General features: G+C 48.5%; 16 protein-coding genes. 11 read left to right on the top strand and 5 right to left on the bottom strand.

Annotated elements, in window-relative coordinates; genetic code table 11:
• Positions 1-7 precede the first annotated feature (7 nt).
• Complete coding sequence (locus tag IPJ88_01655) at positions 8-1762, top strand: serine/threonine protein kinase (GenBank protein QQR90477.1); 1755 nt, start codon at positions 8-10, stop codon at positions 1760-1762.
• A gap of 46 nt (positions 1763-1808) precedes the next feature.
• On the opposite strand, the gene IPJ88_01650 is transcribed toward IPJ88_01655, so the two are convergent.
• Entirely contained in the window at positions 1809-3749 is a 1941-nt protein-coding gene (locus IPJ88_01650) for a hypothetical protein (protein QQR90476.1), read from the bottom strand.
• Positions 3743-4882, bottom strand: coding sequence for a hypothetical protein (locus IPJ88_01645; protein QQR90475.1), 1140 nt, complete (start codon positions 4880-4882; stop codon positions 3743-3745). Before IPJ88_01645 ends, IPJ88_01650 begins: the two co-directional genes overlap by 7 nt.
• 492 nt (positions 4883-5374) lie before the next feature.
• Here IPJ88_01645 and IPJ88_01640 point away from each other — a divergent pair, with 492 nt between their 5' ends.
• From IPJ88_01640 to IPJ88_01620, 5 genes are all read left to right on the top strand, one after another.
• Positions 5375-6169 (top strand): hypothetical protein, encoded by a 795-nt coding sequence (locus tag IPJ88_01640; GenBank protein QQR90474.1) that lies wholly within the window; start codon positions 5375-5377, stop codon positions 6167-6169.
• A gap of 40 nt (positions 6170-6209) precedes the next feature.
• A complete protein-coding gene (locus IPJ88_01635; protein ID QQR90473.1) occupies positions 6210-7757 on the top strand; it encodes a hypothetical protein in 1548 nt (515 codons plus the stop codon).
• A 68-nt stretch (positions 7758-7825) separates the two neighbouring features.
• Positions 7826-8341, top strand: coding sequence for a tetratricopeptide repeat protein (locus tag IPJ88_01630; GenBank protein ID QQR90472.1), 516 nt, complete (start codon positions 7826-7828; stop codon positions 8339-8341).
• Between the two features lie 78 nt (positions 8342-8419).
• The gene (locus IPJ88_01625) at positions 8420-9457 is read left to right on the top strand and encodes a zinc-binding dehydrogenase (GenBank protein QQR90471.1); all 1038 of its coding nucleotides are present in this window, start codon (positions 8420-8422) and stop codon (positions 9455-9457) included.
• A gap of 102 nt (positions 9458-9559) precedes the next feature.
• The gene (locus IPJ88_01620; GenBank protein QQR91935.1) at positions 9560-11143 is read left to right on the top strand and encodes a GNAT family N-acetyltransferase; all 1584 of its coding nucleotides are present in this window, start codon (positions 9560-9562) and stop codon (positions 11141-11143) included.
• Between the two features lie 39 nt (positions 11144-11182).
• On the opposite strand, the gene IPJ88_01615 is transcribed toward IPJ88_01620, so the two are convergent.
• Positions 11183-12463 carry a glycosyltransferase family 39 protein gene (locus tag IPJ88_01615; GenBank protein QQR90470.1) on the bottom strand — a complete coding sequence of 427 codons (1281 nt, stop codon included), beginning with the start codon at positions 12461-12463 and terminating at the stop codon, positions 11183-11185.
• Positions 12464-12875: 412 nt separating this feature from the next.
• Between IPJ88_01615 and IPJ88_01610 the strand changes: the two genes are divergently transcribed.
• The 3 genes from IPJ88_01610 to IPJ88_01600 all read left to right on the top strand — a co-directional run bounded on the left by IPJ88_01610 (position 12876) and on the right by IPJ88_01600 (position 15247).
• Positions 12876-13325 carry a peroxiredoxin gene (locus IPJ88_01610; GenBank protein QQR91934.1) on the top strand — a complete coding sequence of 150 codons (450 nt, stop codon included), beginning with the start codon at positions 12876-12878 and terminating at the stop codon, positions 13323-13325.
• Between the two features lie 167 nt (positions 13326-13492).
• On the top strand, positions 13493-14710 hold the full coding sequence (locus IPJ88_01605) for a hypothetical protein (GenBank protein QQR90469.1): 1218 nt from the start codon (positions 13493-13495) through the stop codon (positions 14708-14710).
• A 6-nt stretch (positions 14711-14716) separates the two neighbouring features.
• Complete coding sequence (locus IPJ88_01600) at positions 14717-15247, top strand: cytochrome c-type biogenesis protein CcmH (protein QQR90468.1); 531 nt, start codon at positions 14717-14719, stop codon at positions 15245-15247.
• A gap of 50 nt (positions 15248-15297) precedes the next feature.
• Here IPJ88_01600 and IPJ88_01595 read toward each other — a convergent pair whose 3' ends face one another.
• Together IPJ88_01595 and IPJ88_01590 are read right to left on the bottom strand one after the other, a co-directional pair.
• A complete protein-coding gene (locus IPJ88_01595; GenBank protein ID QQR90467.1) occupies positions 15298-16218 on the bottom strand; it encodes a pyridoxal-phosphate dependent enzyme in 921 nt (306 codons plus the stop codon).
• A gap of 86 nt (positions 16219-16304) precedes the next feature.
• Positions 16305-17030: a hypothetical protein gene (locus tag IPJ88_01590; protein QQR90466.1), complete on the bottom strand. Its 726-nt coding sequence runs from the start codon at positions 17028-17030 to the stop codon at positions 16305-16307.
• 287 nt (positions 17031-17317) lie between these two features.
• Here IPJ88_01590 and IPJ88_01585 point away from each other — a divergent pair, with 287 nt between their 5' ends.
• Together IPJ88_01585 and IPJ88_01580 are read left to right on the top strand one after the other, a co-directional pair.
• A complete protein-coding gene (locus IPJ88_01585) occupies positions 17318-17560 on the top strand; it encodes a hypothetical protein (GenBank protein QQR90465.1) in 243 nt (80 codons plus the stop codon).
• A 9-nt stretch (positions 17561-17569) separates the two neighbouring features.
• Positions 17570-18928, top strand: a complete 1359-nt coding sequence (locus IPJ88_01580; GenBank protein ID QQR90464.1) for an alkaline phosphatase family protein — start codon at positions 17570-17572, stop codon at positions 18926-18928.
• The last annotated feature ends 4 nt before the right edge of the window (positions 18929-18932 follow it).

The following is an 18932-nucleotide window of genomic DNA, read 5'->3' as shown; positions in this document are numbered from 1 at the left end:
ACAACACATGCTCAAGCAAATCGGACGATACGAGCTCCTTGAAGAGATTGCATCCGGGGGAATGGCCACCGTGTTTCGGGGTCGTGACATCACACTCGATCGTCTCGTCGCTGTCAAAGTAATGCATCCTCATTTGCGTGGTGCTGAACAAGCTCGGGAGCGCTTTGCGCGTGAGGCGCGCACGGTGGCCAAGCTGCATCATCCGAACATCATCGAAATCTATGATTTTAGCGGCGCCGCTTCGGAAGAAGTTCATATCGTCACAGAGTTATTAACGGGGCCCACTTTAAAGGTATTTGCCGAGGAGCATCCAAACATCCCTGCTGAAATAGCTGCGTGTATTTGTGTGCTTTTGGCAAGAGCGCTCCATACAGCGCATATCGCAGGCGTCATTCACCGGGATGTAAAACCAGAAAACGTTTTGATCCATAAGAACGCCACAGTGAAACTCACTGACTTTGGTTTAGCTCAAATGCGCGATACGCATTCCATGACGATTACGGGACAGGTGCTTGGCTCGCCGGGTCATATGGCGCCGGAGCAAGTGGAAGGCCACGCTTGCGATGCGCGCAGCGATATTTTTTCACTGGGAACGGTTCTTTATCTGCTGGCGGTTGGGCGACTGCCTTTCAACGGGCGCAATCCACATAAAGTCCTTATGCAGATCACTAAGGGCGAGTATCCTGATCCACTTCGTATGCGTCCAAGCGTGGGCAGCAAAATGACCGCTATCATCAATCGCTGTCTTAAAGTGGATCCCAATGAGCGCTACCCCGATGCAGCAGCTCTTGAAAGCGATTTGATGGATTTTGTGTCCGATATTGGCATTGACGATGTTGGGGCAGAGCTTGAGACTTTTCTAAAAGCACCGGAGCAGACTGGCCAGCGGATTAACGAAAATGTTGTTGCTGTGTTGGCTGAAAAAGGTATCCAAGCGGCAAATGAAGGCCAACGTAGTTTAGCGAGTGACTATTTTAATCGCGTACTTGCGCTTGATCCTGAGAATCAAAAAGTGATGGCTGCGTTGAGCATGTTGGCTCGCCGATCGCGACGTAAGCGCTGGCTTCGTTTCATGACAGCAATTGTTCTAACTATAGCGCTCGGCGCAGGTGTGTTTGCGCTTTCTCAATACGCTATGTCTGAGAAACATGTTCAAGAAAAGCAAAGGACTGTTTCAGCAAAGACTGTCGAAGTTTCTTCAGACGATAGCAGCGAGCAAAAAACGCTTCATAGTGAGCCAGAAAGTTCCGATGAACAACAAGAAATAGAGCAGCCACCCAAAGCGCAAAGAGAACAGCACGACGTTCTTCCGCGACTACGTCGCGTACAGTTTCAACCGACGCCACAAAACATAAAGATCAGCGTGGACGGCGGACCCCTTGAAGCTTTCGGTCCTGATTTTCGCTATATTGATCTGAGTCCTGGAAGACACAGTTTCCATTTTGTTGGAGCCTCGGGTTGCTGTGAAGACTCGCAGCTCAACGTTAATATCAAGGCGGGCCGCATGCCTTTCGTACTCAAGCATCGGTTAACTTTTCGACCTGCGATGTTAATTGTGCGTTCCAATGTGCCTAGCGATGTTGCCATTAAAGGCGATGGTCGAGGGCGCAGCCATGGACTGATCACAGTTGATTTGAATAATCAGTACACTGCAGTCAAAGAGATCGAAGTAAGCACAGAAGGGTTTCTGCCGCAACGGCGCAGTGTCGTGCTGCAAGCAGGTCAGGTTTCAGAGATTTCTGTCAAGCTAGACCCAGAATAAGGATAGGGCTTTGACAACAAACAGGCGGTTTCGCTCCTGTTGTTTTCTATTGCAGCTCTATACGATGGATGCCCTTTTTGCTCGAACTGATGTACAAAAAACGCTTTCCTTGCATTCGTACGATAACGGGATTCGTTAAGTCGCCTTTGGGCGTGCTATTTGCAGCCAAGGCTTTCCATTCGGATCCTTCGCTAGGGCGCTCGAAAACTCCGGTCGAGCTTGCTAAGTAGAGCGTATCGCTTTGTGCATCGTAAGTTAACTCGTTAACATTGCCAGGAAGATCAAGCCCACTGTTTTCAAAGGCCCAACCAACGCCTCCGTCACGACTGACAAACACGCCGCGTTCTTGTGCGCAGGCAAAAAGGCTTTGTCCTGCGAAGACGACGCAGGTGATAATTGTATTTCCCAGAGTTTCCCCCTCGAGACTTTGCCAGTTTGCACCTCCGTCTGTACTTTGAAAAACAGCGTTGCCGTTTGAGCCAGCCAGAAGATGCAAAGGATTCGTCGGATTGACGGCAATGCTTCGAAAGTCTTTCACCATGCTACCATTGAGCTCCCAGGGCTCTAGACTTTCGCTTGCTTTGTCCCAACTTAAGCCTTCGTCCCTTGAGACAAGAATGTCGGCTTGAGTGGCGCCATAAAGTGTGCTTGGATCTTCCGGATCGGCTGCAACCTGGAAAAGGTTGGCTTGGCCTACTTCTTCAAACAGGGCGGCGTCTAAACCTCGGTAGACCGTTGGCCAGCCGCCTAGAATCACTTTGCCTTCGGAAAGTGGCGTGACCGAGAAGCCGAATCCTTCATCAAGTTCGGTTGCATTCGGTTGTTCCCATTGCGCGTCTTGTTGCGAGTAGTTCCAAAAACCTGCGCCCCATGTGCTCATCCAAAGAATCGACTCTTCCCCGGACGATGCATTGATATCCCTTATCGAGACTCCTCCGATATCATTGATGGAAGTCCAATCACTGTTTGAAGTGGCCTTCCAAAACAGTGCGTAACGACTGGAATAGAAAAGCGCAGGCTCATCCTCTGGGCTGAGGTAAACACCTTTGGCGTTTTTAACCGTGCTTAGGCCGGGCAAGCCTTCTGAAAGTGGCCCCTGCCATTCATTAGCCGATAAGTTTGCTGAAAAAAGACCACTATCAAAACTTGCAAGATAGATTTCAGAACAATCACGGGTTACCGCCAGGCTTTCAATGCTTCCAGGTGTTTGTTCCGCTTGAAATTCATTCCAGCTCTGCCCTGCATCACTACTCGTCCAAACTTTTTCAATGCTTGAGACGAAAAGATGCAAGGTGTTATCAACATTGCAATGTGCAGTAGACGTTAAGCGTTTCACTTCTTGATCTATTTCTTGCCATGTTTGGCCATCGTCATCGCTTCTTAAGATCCTACCCTCGTCGCTAAGATTTCCTTCGGTATCCAATAATCGCGTGGCCAGGATCATCACTTTGCCCTCGGTGGTGTCGGCCATGTCCAGACTCATAAGTTTGACTGGCAGAGGCATCGAAATCTCACTCCAACTTAACCCCGCATCGGTAGATCGAAAGACTGTACCGTTTTCAAGCTCCACAATAAAAAGATCGTCTGTTTGATCTGGAATAAATAGTTTTGAAACCGAATTTGAGTCAAAGGCAATGGTATCCCACTCTTTGTAAGGCGAAGCGCTTTTGCTGAGCCCTTGCTCTGTCGCAATGAAAAGAGTTGCTTGCGATTCAGAGGCAGTGTGGTGCAATGCCATCGAAGATACGGATAACTCGATGTCAGCAAGAGTGCTCCAAGATTCTCCGTGATCTTTAGATTGGTAGATTTGATTTGTAGCGATGGCAAAAAAAACATCAGAGTCCTGTGTGTCAAAGACGAGGTTATCCACCGAACCTCCTGAGACACCGTTCATCACTTGCTCCCATCGTGGCGGACGGGACGAGCTGCAACTAAGCAAAGCAAAAGAAACAAGCACTAGGCATGACATAGTGAAGCGAGTCAACATTGAATGTCCTCTTGGTCGTTTTCTGGTGCGTGCGTGCACCAAGCTATAGTTCTCGATTTTCTGCGATAAAACCATAGCAACAAGACGATACCGAGCGCAAGGCTTGGTGACGCGCTGTTCGTTGGCGAATTCGATAGGGCACAGCCCCCGCTGTCCGTGTTTGCGGCCGTGCCAGATTGTTGCGGAGAAGATCCATCATTGGTGCCAGCATCATTATCTGGATCAATTGTTGGTGGTTCACTCGCGTTTTCTGGATAGGGTGTTCCTGCTGCGCCGTCGGCCCGAAACCAAGGAGCGGCAAGCGGATCGTTGAGGAAAAATTTAAGCAAAGCTTGCCCTACTTTTTCCTCACCGGTGGGTCCTGGATGGGTGCAGTCGCCTTCCACATCGTTGATGGTCCACGTAAAGCCATTCATAAGCGTATTGTCGTTTCGGCTACCTTCCGCCCAGATGTAAGGGCCCCATACGAGCAATGGAAAGCCTTCTGAACTGAACTGTCCATTAATGCTTGCTTGAATTAAGTCTTTTACAGCAAAGGCTGAAGTGTAAGCAAAAGGTTCAGGGTTCAGCAGCGAGATGTTTTCCACATCACTCGTGAAAGCATGCGTGCGGCTGGAAAGAAAAACCTGTTTCAGGTTTGGGTAGCGTGAACTAGCAACACGAATGACGTCTTCAAGGGATTGTCTAAACTTTGCGAGAGGATCGTCATAAGAACTGATCTTATTAATCGAAAGTTTTATCCAAATCACATTTACTTCTTGCTGGGCTAGCACATTGCTAAGTCCCGTAGCTTGTGCCACTCGTTGGTCGAGTTCATCCCAGGTCGCCGCATTACTTGTGTCCCAATTTTGTGCGGTTTGACCACCTTGCGCTCCGTTCACAAGTAGCACGCGATCATGCACTTCGCTGCTTGAAGATGCCGCGCTCATAAAAGAAGTGTATTCCTGGCCCGTGTTTGACATGCCGAGTGATACTAAAACAACGCGATCTTGTTCCGCTAACTCCGTAGCGAGCTGTAAACCACGGTCTACCGTGCTCTGCGGAGGAAAGTTGATTCCATTGTCGTAGAGTCCACCTTGCAGAGACTGAGATTGGTAGCTGTAGCTTCCGGTGCCAAGCTCTGTGAGAGCCACTAAGCCAAGTCGATTTGCATTGGAAGCTCCGCCTACATTTTCACAAGTTGGAGTTTGTGCATAGACAAGGCTGGAAAAACTTCCACAGCTTATTAAGAAGCACCATGATAATAAGCGAGTTTTGATTCTCATCCCAATGCACCTTCCGCCAATAATAGGTTTGCAAAAGTTGTACCAGAAATTTTCTATCAAGAATCAAAGGCTTTTTGAGGGCTACCGCTAATCTACCTGTGACAATTGCGCCATAGAGTTGACGGATTGCGTTATGCATTTGAATTTGTACTTGGAAGGAAAAGCATGCGTATTTCGAAAAATAATGAAGCATTCTTGTTGTTTATCCATGCTTAAGGCCTAAAAGGCTTGCGCTAAGGCGTTGTCCTAAGTAAGCCTTCGCTCATGCCGTCTTTGGGGCGCATCTTTTTAGTTCGACTGTCGTGGGTCTTCCTAGTTATAGGACTGAGCTTTGGATTGCCAAGGTTGAGTAAGGCTGATGTGTTTTCAGATTTCCAAAAAGCGCGACAAGCATACACTAAACAAAATTACGCCAAAGCTATTGCTTTGTTCGAAGCATTGGTTGGCCAAGAGCCGTCGCGGGTTCAAAATTTAGCCTTGAGGCTAGAATCAAGAAAATATTTAGGCGCAAGCTATCTCTTTGAAAAGCGTCGCAAGGAAGCCGCTGCGCAGTTTAGACGTTTGCTGCTTGAAGATCCAAGTTACCGATTGGATCCACTCTCTTTCCCAGAAGAAGTCATCAAAGTCTTTTCTGCGGTGCGTGATGAAGTGCTTGCTCAGAGGGATGCAGAGATAGACAAGTCCAAGGTCAAAAGCGATAGTAACGAAGCCCCTAAAGCAACTATTGAACTAAGTCAGGCCAAACGCATGCAAGCGCTTATTGATCTTGCAGAAACAGAGCGAGTCGAGCAGGAAAACTCACGCTGGATTGCTATGTTGCCGTTTGGAATTGGGCAGTTTCAGAATGGTCATGACGGATTAGGCATGGTCCTTGCGGTTAGCCAAGCTGCTCTAGCTGTTGTAAGCTTGGTTTCTTTTTTTGTGTATCAAACGATTGATGTGCCCACGAAACTTGTGGGTCAAAACACAGGTTCAGATCGTGAGGCAGCCCAGAGCGCTGAGCAAGCATGGTATTATACGAACTTAGTAGCGACTTCGCTGTTTGCTGGCGTAGCTGTTGCGGGGATAGTGGATGCACAACTTCGCTTAAACCTGCAATCGAGACACGCAGACATCGACCGTTGCCAGAACATTTGCGTGATGGATTCAATGTGAGTTCAGCCACTGCTCTGGATCTTCGATTTCAATTCTGATCATGACCCATCGACACTGGATTATCGCAGTACTGCTTGCAATCGGTATAGCCATTGCGGGTGTCTTCTACACCTCGCTTTTCGGAGCTTTTGCCTGGGACGACGGCGTTCTTATTCTTGCAAACCAGGGAATACAAGATTTTGACCATCTACCCAAGGCGTTGCTTTCGGGTTTTTGGGGAACCGCGCAAGACATGTACTTGGTTAATGCTGTTTACGAACAGATTTACCGACCCGTGGTAACACTTGCATATGCGCTTCAGTATCATTTTTTCTCAACGAACAGTTTTGGCTACCACCTTGTTTCGTTATGCCTTCATGTCTGCACCAGTCTGCTTGCATTTACATGGCTTTTCCGCCGATATCGCGACCGCGCTTCGTTTAAAACCCTGTTGGTATTGTGCACCTTCGGCGCGTTAATTTTCGCGCTTCATCCTTCGCGCACTGAAAGCGTGGCGTGGATATCCGGCTCGACCGATTTATGGATGGCTTTTTTTGTATTGCTTGCTTTGCTTTGCTGGCAAAGACCTTTCGTGTGGTGGAGAGGACTCATTGGAACTCTCATGTTTGGGCTAGCATTGTTGTCAAAAGAAGCCAGTGTGCTCGCCCCTGTTGTAGTTGCGTATGAGCTCTGGGCGCTGCAAGGACAAAAGCGTCCATGGGCCTACGTTTTATTGTTTGTTGGTCCAGTAGCTGCGCTAGTTTTTAGGCAAAGCGTTGTAAGCGCAGACGTACTTTATCAACTTAGCTTCAGCGTCGAGACGGTGCAGCGTGTACTTGCTTCGTTGGGACATTACGTCTTAGCAGTGCTTTTCCCGTGGGAGCCCTCCGCGCAGCGCGCTTTCAGGTACACGCGTTGTCCTGATGGCTATAGCTACAACGCTTCGATTGTTGCTCTTGGCGGTGCTGTCTTATTGCTTTTTTTACTGCTTTTCGCTGCTAGCTTCAAATACAAACGCTTGCGTCCGTGGTTAGCAGATAGTTTGTGGTTCTTTGCTCCTTTGCTTCCTGTGCTCAATGTTTTTGATTTAGGAAGTTCGGTGTTGATCGCCGAGCGATTCCTTTATTTACCGATTTTGGGTCTTGTTGCTTTGTTTGTGCGTACTTCGCTTTTTTTATGGCGACGCGTTCTAGTCAGAACGCTTTGGATTGGATTTTCATTTATTGCGCTTGTCGGTTTTTCGCTTGTAACTTCTGCCCATGCTTTGCATTTCCGTAGCTCGGAAACTTTGTGGCTCTACCAGTATGAAGTTGACCCGAACAACAAAGTTGTTATCGAAGCGCTGGCCGCTCAGTTTGATAGTCGAGGAGAGATAAACAAGGCTCTTCGACTCTTCTCAAAAGGCTTCAACGAAAGTTTGAAACGTTGCGATCGACCTGGCACCGTAAAGTTTTCCTTGTTGGCGCTTGATGCACTTCTGCGCCATACGCCGTCATTGGACCAAGCCCTGCTTTCCACGATTCGCCGAACATACGATGACGTTCTTTCCAATCAAGTGATAGAGATCAATACCGAGTTGCTGTCCTTTTCAGTGCCATTGCAAAGGTAACCGTTGATACTATTCGACGTGATCATGCACGCTTTACGCTGCCGCGAGCACTTTCTTACGTGCGAACAATGCAACTTCACGATGCTCAGAAGCAGCTTGAAGAGCTCGTGAAGCTGCAGCCCAATTTTGCGTATGGTTGGAACTTGTTAATCCCCGTTTATGCCCGGCAGCAAAAATGGGCCGAGGCGGAACATGCCGCCGATAAAGCAAAGTCTCTTGGGCCGACTGATCCTGTTATTGCGCATTCGATAAAACGGCTCAACCAGGCTTTAGCTCTCTCGAAGACAGCGGTGGATGGAGAAGCCGAAACCTACGCGCGGGAAGCACAAATCCAAATCCTGCTAGGCGCTCCAGAAGCTGCTCGACGTATTTTGGATCCCGCCATGCAATGGATGCCGACGGCGGTGCCTTTGGTGATGACCTATGCTAGAAGTTATGTTGCTGATAAACGTTTTGACTTAGCCGAGGCACTACTTCTCCGTACAGCCGAACTCGATCCAAATCACAAAAGCACCTGGAGCCAAGCCCTAGCAAATCTTCAAGCTGCACGACCACAGACGGCGTCCGCAATAGGTGCAGAGTAATAGAGCTTAGTCAGTTTTTTACCAAAACGCACTTGTTTGCTTAGCGTCAAAAGGGCACCATGCCCCCCGGGGGTTGCCATGAAAGCAATCACGATTCGTCGTTTTGGGAGCCCAAGTGTTTTGGAGCTTCGAGATTATCCTGAGCCGGAGCCATCCGAGCATGATGTCGTAATTGAGGTACGCGCTTCGGGGCTCAACTTTGCTGAAGTTATGGCGCGTAAGGGTTTATATCCGGATGCGCCAAAAGCGCCCTGCGTTGTTGGCTATGAAGCAAGCGGAATCGTGGAAAAAGTCGGATCGTCGGTTACAGCTTTTAGGCCCGGGGACAGCGTGATTGCGCTATGTCACTTTGGAGCGCATGCAGAAAAAGTATGTGTTCCTGAAGCTCTTGTTCTTGCCATGCCACAAGGCATGAATTTCGAGCAAGGCGCTGCGCTTCCTGTGAACTATTTGACGGCGCATCACATCCTCTTTCAGGTTGCGGCGCTCCGTCCAAAAGAAAGAGTCTTGATTCACATGGCAGGGGGTGGCGTGGGTATGGCGGCGATACAACTTTGCCGGACCATCGAGGGAGTCGAGCTATTTGGTACCGCCTCCGCAGCAAAACGCGCGATGATTAGGGAAGCGGGCTGTGATCACGTCATCGACTATCGAAAAATCGACTACGCAGACGAGATTAAGCGACTTACTCAAGGCCAAGGTGTCGATGTTGTCATGGATGCCCTTGGAGGCAGAGACTGGAAAAAAGGTTTTGACTTGTTGCGCCCAGCAGGAAGACTTGTGGCTTTTGGTTTTGCCAATTTATCAAAACAGGGAGGTCGTCACATCGTTCATGTCTTGGGTGAACTTATGCGCATTCCACGATTTTCGCCCATGACCCTCATGGACCACAACCGAAGCGTAGCAGGTGTAAACATGGGTCATTTGTGGTCACACCGCGACTTGCTTGTGGGCGAGATGGATCATCTATTCAAGCTCTTTACACAAGGAAAGATTGCTCCAAATATCGACAAATGCTTTGCATTCTCTGAGGCTGCTGATGCGCATCGATACCTCGAAGAGAGGAAAAACATAGGCAAAGTTCTGCTTATTCCTGATCGCTTTTCAAAATCGTAGTTTAGAACTTTTAAATGAGCTATCTTGGCTTGCTGCGCAGGTATCTAGCCTTGGGCTCATATCTTTTGAAGAGAGGTTTTTCATTTGAAAAAAAACAAGGCCATTACGAAGCAAAAAGACGCCAAAACTGAGGTCAAAGTGCGCGTGCGCCGTGCGCGTATCGAGGACGCCGCTGCAATTTACGCATGTCAAAAGGCAGCCTATGCGAGTCTGGGCCCGCGAGGCTGGTGCGATAAGAGACAACTTAAGACGCAGATTAAGATTTTTCCGGAAGGGCAACTTGTAGCAACGATAAAGGGCAACGTCGTGGGGTATGCCATGGCGCTTATTGTTCAGCTGGAAGACGATTCACCATGGTACTCGTACACTGAAATAACCGGTGGTGGAACCTTTAGCACGCATGATCCGGCTGGCGATACACTTTATGGTGCAGACATTGCGGTGCATCCAGACTTTCAAGGCCTTGGCGTATCTCGCAAACTTTACGAGGGAAGAAAAACGATTCTTCGTAGGTTTAATCTCAAGCGTATGGTTGCCGGAGGCAGGATCCCTGGTTATCAAGAGCATGCCGGGAAGTTAAGCGCCGAAGAGTACATCGACAAGGTGTTAGCCGGCGAGCTTCGCGACAGGGCTCTGAACTCGCATATCAAGGCTGGATATAAAGTGCGCGGCGTGCATATGGGATATTTGCGTGATGCGCAGAGTTTAAATTACGCAACTTTTCTGGAGCTTAGCAATCCGCGATACCGCTCAGCGCAACGGCGAATCGCTGGCTCGCCCATGAAGCGACCTGTGCGCAAAGTGCGTGTATGCACCTCGCAATACGAAATGCGACGTGTGCGAAGCTGGGAAGATTTTGAACATCAAGTTGATTTTTTCGTGGCGACCGCGGAGCAGTATCACAGCCATTTTCTATTGCTTCCTGAACTGTTTACCGTTCAGCTTTTTAGCCTAATGGAGCCCTCCCTTACTCCTGCAGCCGCCATAGCAGAGCTTGCTGATCTTGCCGATCGCTATAAAGAAATGCTTTCACGCATGGCTAAGCGTTCCGGTTTGTTTATTATCGGTGGGTCTCATCCGATTCGCAGCAACGATGGCATTCGCAATGTAGCTCATCTCTTTACACCAGGCGGTCAAATCCATACGCAAGAAAAGTTGCACATCACTCCAAATGAGCGAAATGAGTATGGGATTACGCGAGGCGATGGACTTAAGGTTTTTGAAACGAGCTATGCACGTATTGCGATTTTAGTTTGTTATGACATTGAGTTTCCTGAACTTGCGCGGCTTTTGACCTTAGCAGGTACCGAAATACTTTTTGTTCCGTTTAGCACCGACGAACGAAAAGCCTATCTTCGGATACGCTACTCCGCACAGGCGCGTTCGGTTGAAAACGTGATCTACACTGTTCTTGCAGGCAACGTTGGCAATTTGCCTCAAGTAGAAAATTTCCTCATAAACTACGGCCAAGCAGCCATTTGCACGCCGAGTGATTTTCCTTTCCCGCCCGATGGGCTTGCAGCAGTAGGTGATTTCAATAGCGAAACAGTGGTGATTAGTGATCTTGACCTTGTTTCGCTTGAAGAAACAAGAGAAATGGGTAGCGTAAGACCTTTACGTGATCGCCGCGCGGATATTTTTGAGCTCAGGGCAAAAAAGCCAGTGGAACTTGTTGTTGTGAACTGAGCTGTCCGTACTAATTTACGAAGGTGACAAAGCTGTTCGTCAAGCTGTTTTTGCAAGATTGCTGAAACGTTGCATGGCATAGGCGGCTAATGCCGAAAAATAAGGAACGAGTGGGTAGTGATAGCGCCCGCCACTGATATATACAAAATGAACAGCTGCAACAGCCAATAAAGGTACTACTACGAGCAGTTTGGTATAGCGCCTATTGGGTGCGATCAGCAAAAAGGCCAAGCCACTAGCAGCAGCTGTACTAATAATCCAAAAAAAGAAACGGGTGATGGCAAGCACCCAGACCACAAGAGTTGTAGCTGGCGCTTTATAGTTGCCCGAGGCTTGCAGCCATTGATAGGCAGGCCAAGTTTCATAACTAAAAGTTTGAACGGTTTTATAGAGACCACGTCCAAGCCATGCCATGGGGTGTTTTCGAATACGCTGCATGGCGCGTCGGTTATAACAGCGCGTTTTTTCTACTTCCGAAAGCTTTGGGGAGCATTTCATTGTGTTTGGCATTGTTTGAAAACCACCGAAATCGTACGTACCTAGCAGTAGGTTTTGTCCACCGTTGGTTGAAACAAGAACGGGCGCACCCATCGTTTGTGAATTACGCCAAGCCCATGGCGCAAGTGGCAAAAGCAAGCAACACCAAGCGACGGCGAGTAGTGAAGCACTATGCTTCCAGTGTTTCTTGACTCCTTTGCGCATCACGAACATCGCCAAAGCCATGCTGAGTAATACCCCGGCGATAAGTGCTGTAGGTCGAACATAGGCGGCCAGCCCAAACAGCACCATGGATAGAGCAACAGTGTAGAGTGATAGTTTTCGTCTCGCATACCACAAGGGCAGTAGCGCAAGGCAAAAAACAAAAGCGAACAAAGGCTCGGTCATGTAGGAAGCAGAAGCAAGAATGCCGCCTGGCCACAAAGCGATAAGCCATGCAGCGAGATTTGCTGTCTTAATGCCACCTAGTCGCCGGCCGAAAAACCAAACCAAGGGAATGAGAAAGGCCGAGCATAAAGCCTGAAAAAAAAGTTCTCCTTGGTGATTTACGCCCATGGAACGCAGTGCCGCCAGTACCGCTGGAAAACCAACAGGATACATAGCGCTTGCATGACCTTCATCGCGCTTAGTGAACACGTCAGTCGTGTAGCCATCGCCTTCCGCGATATCGTCTGCGATGCGGTCGTAGTAAATTCCATCCCAAGTCGGGGTAATGGGTTCTACAAAAACCATAACGATGCGCAATGCTAGACCAACACCAAGGGCAAGCAGTAAAGACAGGCGTCGAGTATGTAGAAATGTTTTTAGAAAAAAAGCAGTCACGTCGGGTCGATTTCGAGTGGATTAGAGCATTAGCCTGTTTGATCCGCTATGGGGAATCGGGCAAAATATGGTATAATGATATTGTCCTATGGTTAAGAGAGCTTGGGTGGTTTTGAGAGCTGATTCGCTGAGCTTTTGGATCAATGTGGCGAAAAAGTCTTTTCGTAGTTCATGTAGCCGGAGACTTTTCCTATTTGAAGAGCTTTGGGTACTGTTTGTTGTAATACTATGATGGACAGTACCATTAACGCGTTACTGTGTTCCTCTCAAAGAAAAAATGATGGCAAAAATTGATCTCTCATTATGGTTGGCGTTGTTGTGTCTGATCTTTTCTTCTTGCGGGAAAGATAGTTCTTTAGAAGCTGCCTCAGAATTTTCAAAGCATCTATCGGAGAAGCAACCACAGCTTGTCATGCTGCCAGCCATCACGGTTCACAACCAAAATGGAAAATCCATCGAACTTGCAAAAATCGGTGTGCCAACCGTAGTTTACTTTTATCCTAAGGACGATACGCCCGGCTGCACAGTCGAAGCTAAGGGTTTTCGAGACAGCTGGAAGACGCTCAGTGCCATGGGAGTTTACCTCCTTGGTGTTTCCGCTGATGACGCTGCTTCGCATCAGGCTTTTGCGGAAAAATATCAGCTACCTTTTGATCTCGTTGCAGATACGGATAAAGAACTTGCTAAGGCTTTTGGTGTCCCAAGTACTTTAGGTTTTTTCAAACGTATGACTTTCGTTGCCGATGAAAAAGGGCGGATCATCAAAGTGTATCGTGAAGTTGAGCCTGCTAATCATGCTAGAGAATTATCACGCTGCTTGAAGCGCGCCGGCCTTAGCGCTGTCTGTATGGCATCTAGATGAGAAGCTAGGCCTTGTTGTCGCGCAAGAAACTGTTTTTGGAATGTTTTTTGCAATAAGTTTAAGCCACCAACGAAAGGAGGCTTAAGAAGGTGTTGTCCTACCTTTGCGCATATCGAAATCATTGCTTAACTCTATTAGTCTCGGGGCTTTTGAGTTCCTGCTCGGCAATGGCTGGGGTCGAGCAGGACGACGAAGCGTTTGAAGCTAAGAACTCTGGTAGCTTTACAGTTCTGCAAGCCAACGTTGGAAATCACGCTCTTTTCACTTGTTCTGCAAATAATAAGCTTTGCTTTTTGGATTGGGAGCGGCCCATAGCCGAACGGATTAGGGAACTTGATCCGGATATTGTAGTCTTACAAGAAGTATTCCCTGCTTATGAGTGTGGGTTCTTTAATCCTAACTTCCCCCGTGACGCTAATGTTTGTTCAAGTGCCGCTAACTGTATGCTTAGCGACAATAATTGCGAAGGAAGTAATCCGAACGACGACAGCGATGATCAAGGATGGGTTTTTGATCAAAGTCGCCGTTTACTTGGACCAAACTATACCATCGTATGCGATCCCAAATACGGTTACGAGTGTGTGGGACTAAAGATCAACCGTGCCGCGTTGGCCGAACCAAGAATGAAGCCTGTCCCAGAAGGAAGCTACTACGGAGTGAATGCTTCCGCGGCAATATTCTGGAAGGACTTTCACCCTAACGCTGAAGGCGCGGAGCTTTTCGGGTTGGATGATCCCGGTATTCCCGAGCGCATGGGTATGCCTCAAGGACTTGGTGCAAACAACAATTCTGAAAAATACAACACAGCTTTTGTGCCTGATTGCATCTACGAAACGGACTATGAAATGAGCATCTGTGCGATGAATATACAAGTTAATGGAAAGTTTGTGCGTTTGTACAATGCGCACCCCATGTCCTATGTTACCGATCCGGTAATCTCTGCGCGTGCGTCGGTGTTGCGTGAGATGTTTGTTGATATAGCCAAGTCACTTTACTACGGCATGGACAACATCTTGCTCGTTGGTGATATGAATCTGGATCCCTTTGAAGAAAGATCCCGTGAGCATTCGGATGTGCTGCTCTGGCAAAGTTGTATAAGTGATTTTAGCCAGTGCATGGGCAAATACGCGTCCCATGATCCGAACTCTCCCCTACTGCAATGGCGCTATCACAATGCATTTGATCAAAGCACACAACGTCCGGAGTTTACCTCGAAGCAACTGGGAACCCTGTCTTTGTATCCGGTGACTTATGATTACGTGATTTCCAATTATGCCCATGGAACCTGCACAACTCTCGACAGCGACAAGCTCGATGCTGCTGATACCAAGCTCGATAGCGGCCTGAGCATGGACCATTCAGCACTCTTTTGTGAGCTCTATTAACTCTTTGTGATTGTGTGCTACGCTGCCGACATGTTCTGGCAGCGAATGGTATTATGCGGATGGGTGTTTTGGCTGTGCTTCGTGCAGTTTGGCTGGGCACAAGACTCAAGCGAAATCAGCCTCTCGGTAGCTGACGAGCAACGGGCCTCGCGAATCAATGAAGCGGTGCTTTCTCCCTTTTGTCCCGGGCAGACTCTAGCCACGTGTCCGAGCCCAAACGCAAAAGTCTGGCGTGAGGACATCAAACGTTGGGTCAAAGCCGGCGTGCCGAGTCGGGATATTGCCCAACGTCTTCAAGCGAGAATACCGGAAAAAAACTTGAGCGGCTTGCCTCCCAACCGTTGGGACTGGCTTTTGCCAGCTTTTGGCCTCGGCCTAGCGAGTTTGCTCCTATTCTTCATCATCTGGCGGCTTCGCTTTTCCAGCATGAATGGTGTAGCGGATGGCTCCCTAAGCAGCAGCAACCCAGAGCCACGTCAGGCCTCAACGGACGAGAAACTTGATGCCCGACTCGATGAAGAACTCAAGCAGCTTTAGCGAGTATGCTTGAGGGTCCTACTTCATTTCTATAGACAATCCGTTTTGAACTAAGACATAGAAGGACAGTCTACGTTTCCTCCGCTTAGAATCACACCAACACGTTGATTGCGGAATCGGCCGGCCAGTACCGCAGCAACGGCAACTGCTGCGCTTGGCTCAATGACAAGTTTCATGCGTGACCACACAAAAAACATGGCCTCTTGAATCGCTTCTTCCTCAACCGTTTGCATATCGGTTACAAGTTTTTTCATCACGGCAAGGTTCTGCTCGCCAATCGCCAGTGAACGTAGACCATCAGCCATGGTCGTAGGGACCTGTTGCAAGTGTTGCACGCTGCCTTTGCGCCAGGACTCCCCGGCATCAGCAGCAATGCTTGGTTCGATCCCAACGACAGAAGCTCCCCGATGCGCGAGCGCAAGCGCTGTCCCGGAAATCAATCCCCCTCCCCCCACCGGAACCACTACCGCATCGAATGCTCCCGCTTGCTCCCACAACTCCAAGGCTGCAGTTCCCTGTCCCGCGATAACAAGCTCGTCATCATAGGGATGCACCATCAAATACCCCTGCTTCTGCGCGATGTGTTCTGCGACGACTGAACGTTCGGCGGGATCACAAAAAACGACCTCTGCGCCATATCCACGTGTTGCTGTAACCTTCGCAGCACTTGCATCCTTTGGCATAACAATCACCGCTGGGACTGAGCACAATGCGGCTGCCAACGCGACGCCTTGCGCGTGGTTACCACTTGAATGCGCCACAACACCCACCGGAGGATTACGGCTGCAATGTGTTGCGATCGCGTGATAAGCACCTCGAATCTTGAACGCACCAATACGCTGGAGGTTCTCGCACTTAAAAAACACCTTTGAACCCGAACGTTTATCCATGTGGCTGCAAGTCATTACCGGCGTGCGGTGGACAATGCCTTTGAGCAAACCTTGCGCTTTTTCTACAGAATCCGGCGTCATACTCCTAGAGTACACTAATCTTTGTTCGCCCATCAGCCAAACTCACTCTGGCGATGCGTGTGGGTCAGCCCACAATCTCTTCGACGCTACGCCGCAGCAAGCGCGACTACGAAAAAGATTAAAAATGCCGCATAGTGCGCGGTTTGCGGCGGCATGTCGGCATTCATAAGCGCATCTTCAATTTGATATAGCGTGCTGGTAAGTGAGTTGCTTAGCTTCCCAAGTCTTGTGTTAGCACCCTGTACAAACTGTTGATAGGCCTCGTCGAGGTCTTGCTGATTGGTACAAAGTGTCCAAAGACATTGTTTATATTGGCCCACGCTCGCCCAAGTGGTCATGCAGTGTGTTGCCGGAGACTGCTCAATCCAATAGGCAACATCGGTTTGGATCACACGGCCTAGTCCAGTCAGTGCCCAGTTAATCGTACCACTAAAACCATACTGATAGGGTTTTGGGGCAAACGGGCAGCTGTTAGGCACCGAGACTTCTTGTAAGTCTGGATTTAGGCATAGCGTTGCTTCGCCTATCGTTGTTACTAGTATCGGAAGACAGCTAAAAGGCGGCTGATCGAGGCTTGTCGAATGTTGGAAAGATAGCTCGCTTTTTAAAACAGCAACATCATCTGCTGATTGGTTTGCTATTCCTTCGAAACGCTGCTGAAATTGCGTTATCTCGCTTGATTCGATGCCTAGAGCATAGGAAGCCTTTTGGGCGACTTCACCGAGTTCTTCATCACTTAATAGGGTTTGTGTTGGAGCCGCACAGGACGCTACAACAACAAGACAAATAAAAAGAGCATATGGGTACTGCATACATACTACTTTCAAGAGACATGCTCGAGGCTTGGACCCTTTAACTCGTGCATGCAAAAGAAAAGTTCAATTTTTCTCAGTTCCGTTGTGCTCCCTAGAGCACGGTTATACTCGACGTAATTGGGAACCGAGTTAGTCTCAATTTGATCCTGCCAAAAGCCCTTGACATTACAAGACCCTCTAGCAACCTCGACAAAATGCAGTGGGCTAAACGTTCAGGACTAAGTCCCTGAATTCATCAAACATAGAATCCAGATGCTCTCGCAACAAGAATCGACAGGTGTTAAATGATAGGAAACAATGAAGTCCATTTAAAAAGAAATTTTGAACTAATCTTGATTTTACTTCTTACTTCTTTTTTTCCGATAAACGCCTGCGGCAGTTCTCAGGCAACAGAAGTGGCCACCGCAAAACATGCTGTTGAAAAACCTCGTTTGGTGGTGTTTGTGGTTCTGGATCAGTTTGGGTGGTGGGCCTTTCAGCGCTACTTACCGTATCTCGATAACGGAGGAATCCTACAGCGCGCATAAAAAGAGGGTTTGAGTTACAAAGTACACTACTTGTATGCCACCACCATGACGGCAAACGGTCACGCGTCTTTATTAACGGGAAAAGTCCCTCGTGTGCATGGTATCTATGGCAATAAGATATTTGACGACGAGAAGAGATCAAGTATCGAGATCATCGATGGCGAATACTATCCTGTTTTAGGAGCTCCAGATCAGCATGCAAGCCCAGAACGACTGCGCGTCAAGACTGTCGGAGAGATGTTAAAACAACAAAACCCGGATCTGAAGGTAGTCTCGCTTGCATGGAAAAATCGCGCCGCTGTGCTTATGGCTGGCAAAAAAGCAGATTTCGTAGCGTGGTTTGAGAAAGGCGCACATCCTCCGAGGTTTACGACTTCAAGTTATTACGCAAAGCACATCCCCGATTGGCTGGTGAATTGGAACCTTAGTCATCCGGTGAGTGCGTATATGAAAGTTTGGAATGCCCAAAGTCCGAAACTTCTTGAAAGGATTAATGGTCCAGATAGACGCGACTGCGAGGACAGTCGCGCCCACATGGGGGTAACTTTTCCGCACGATCCCAACAACGCTTCAGATCTTGGCGAAGGACTAGAGCTAACACCATTTGCCTCTGAATATGTGATTGATTTGGCAAGAAAAACAGTGCAGGAATTTTCTTTGGGCACAGACGATTCGGTGGATCTTTTGCAGATATCGATCTCGGGTACAGACGTTATTGGTCATGCTTATGGTGTCGAGTCTTGGGAATATTTCGATAACTTAATCAGAGTCGACCGCATGCTTGGTGAATTGGTCGACTGGTTGAAGTCGCGGACAACAGTCTCGTTAATGATTACCTCCGATCACGGTTCGATTCCCTTTTCGAAGCAAAAAAGAGCGTTTGTTGATCAGAAAGCGCTCGGTGCGTCACTAGATGCACATCTTGACAAGAAATTCGGAAATGCAGATTGGGTGGAATTAGTGGAGCATCCGTATATCTATCTGGATCGCAAGCTTCAGGCCAAGTATGACTGGAATGCCGTGCTGAACGAGTCCGTTTCTTTTTTGAACGAAGTGCCTCAAATCGATTCAGCTTATAACCTCAACGAACTCACAAAGCGTCCTATCCCCGAAATGGAGCCTTCCCGTAGCATATGGCTTGGGACCATCGATTCCTCACGAGTCGATTTGTATTTTATCCCAGGCGCTTATGTCATTCCTAGCAAGAGCGATGCAAGCACTCATGGCACAGCTTGGGACTACGATCGAGAAGTCCCTTTGCTTATCTGGGAGACAACTGCTGCGCGGTCTAGCAACCCGATGAGTTTCAACGAGTCCCATGTTGCATCAGAGCTTCGACGATTGCTGTCTATTGTTGAATCCGACTGACAAG

Source organism: Myxococcales bacterium (assembly GCA_016699535.1).
Taxonomy (GTDB): Bacteria; Myxococcota_A; Polyangia; order Polyangiales.
This window is presented reverse-complemented; position numbering and strand designations above follow the sequence as displayed.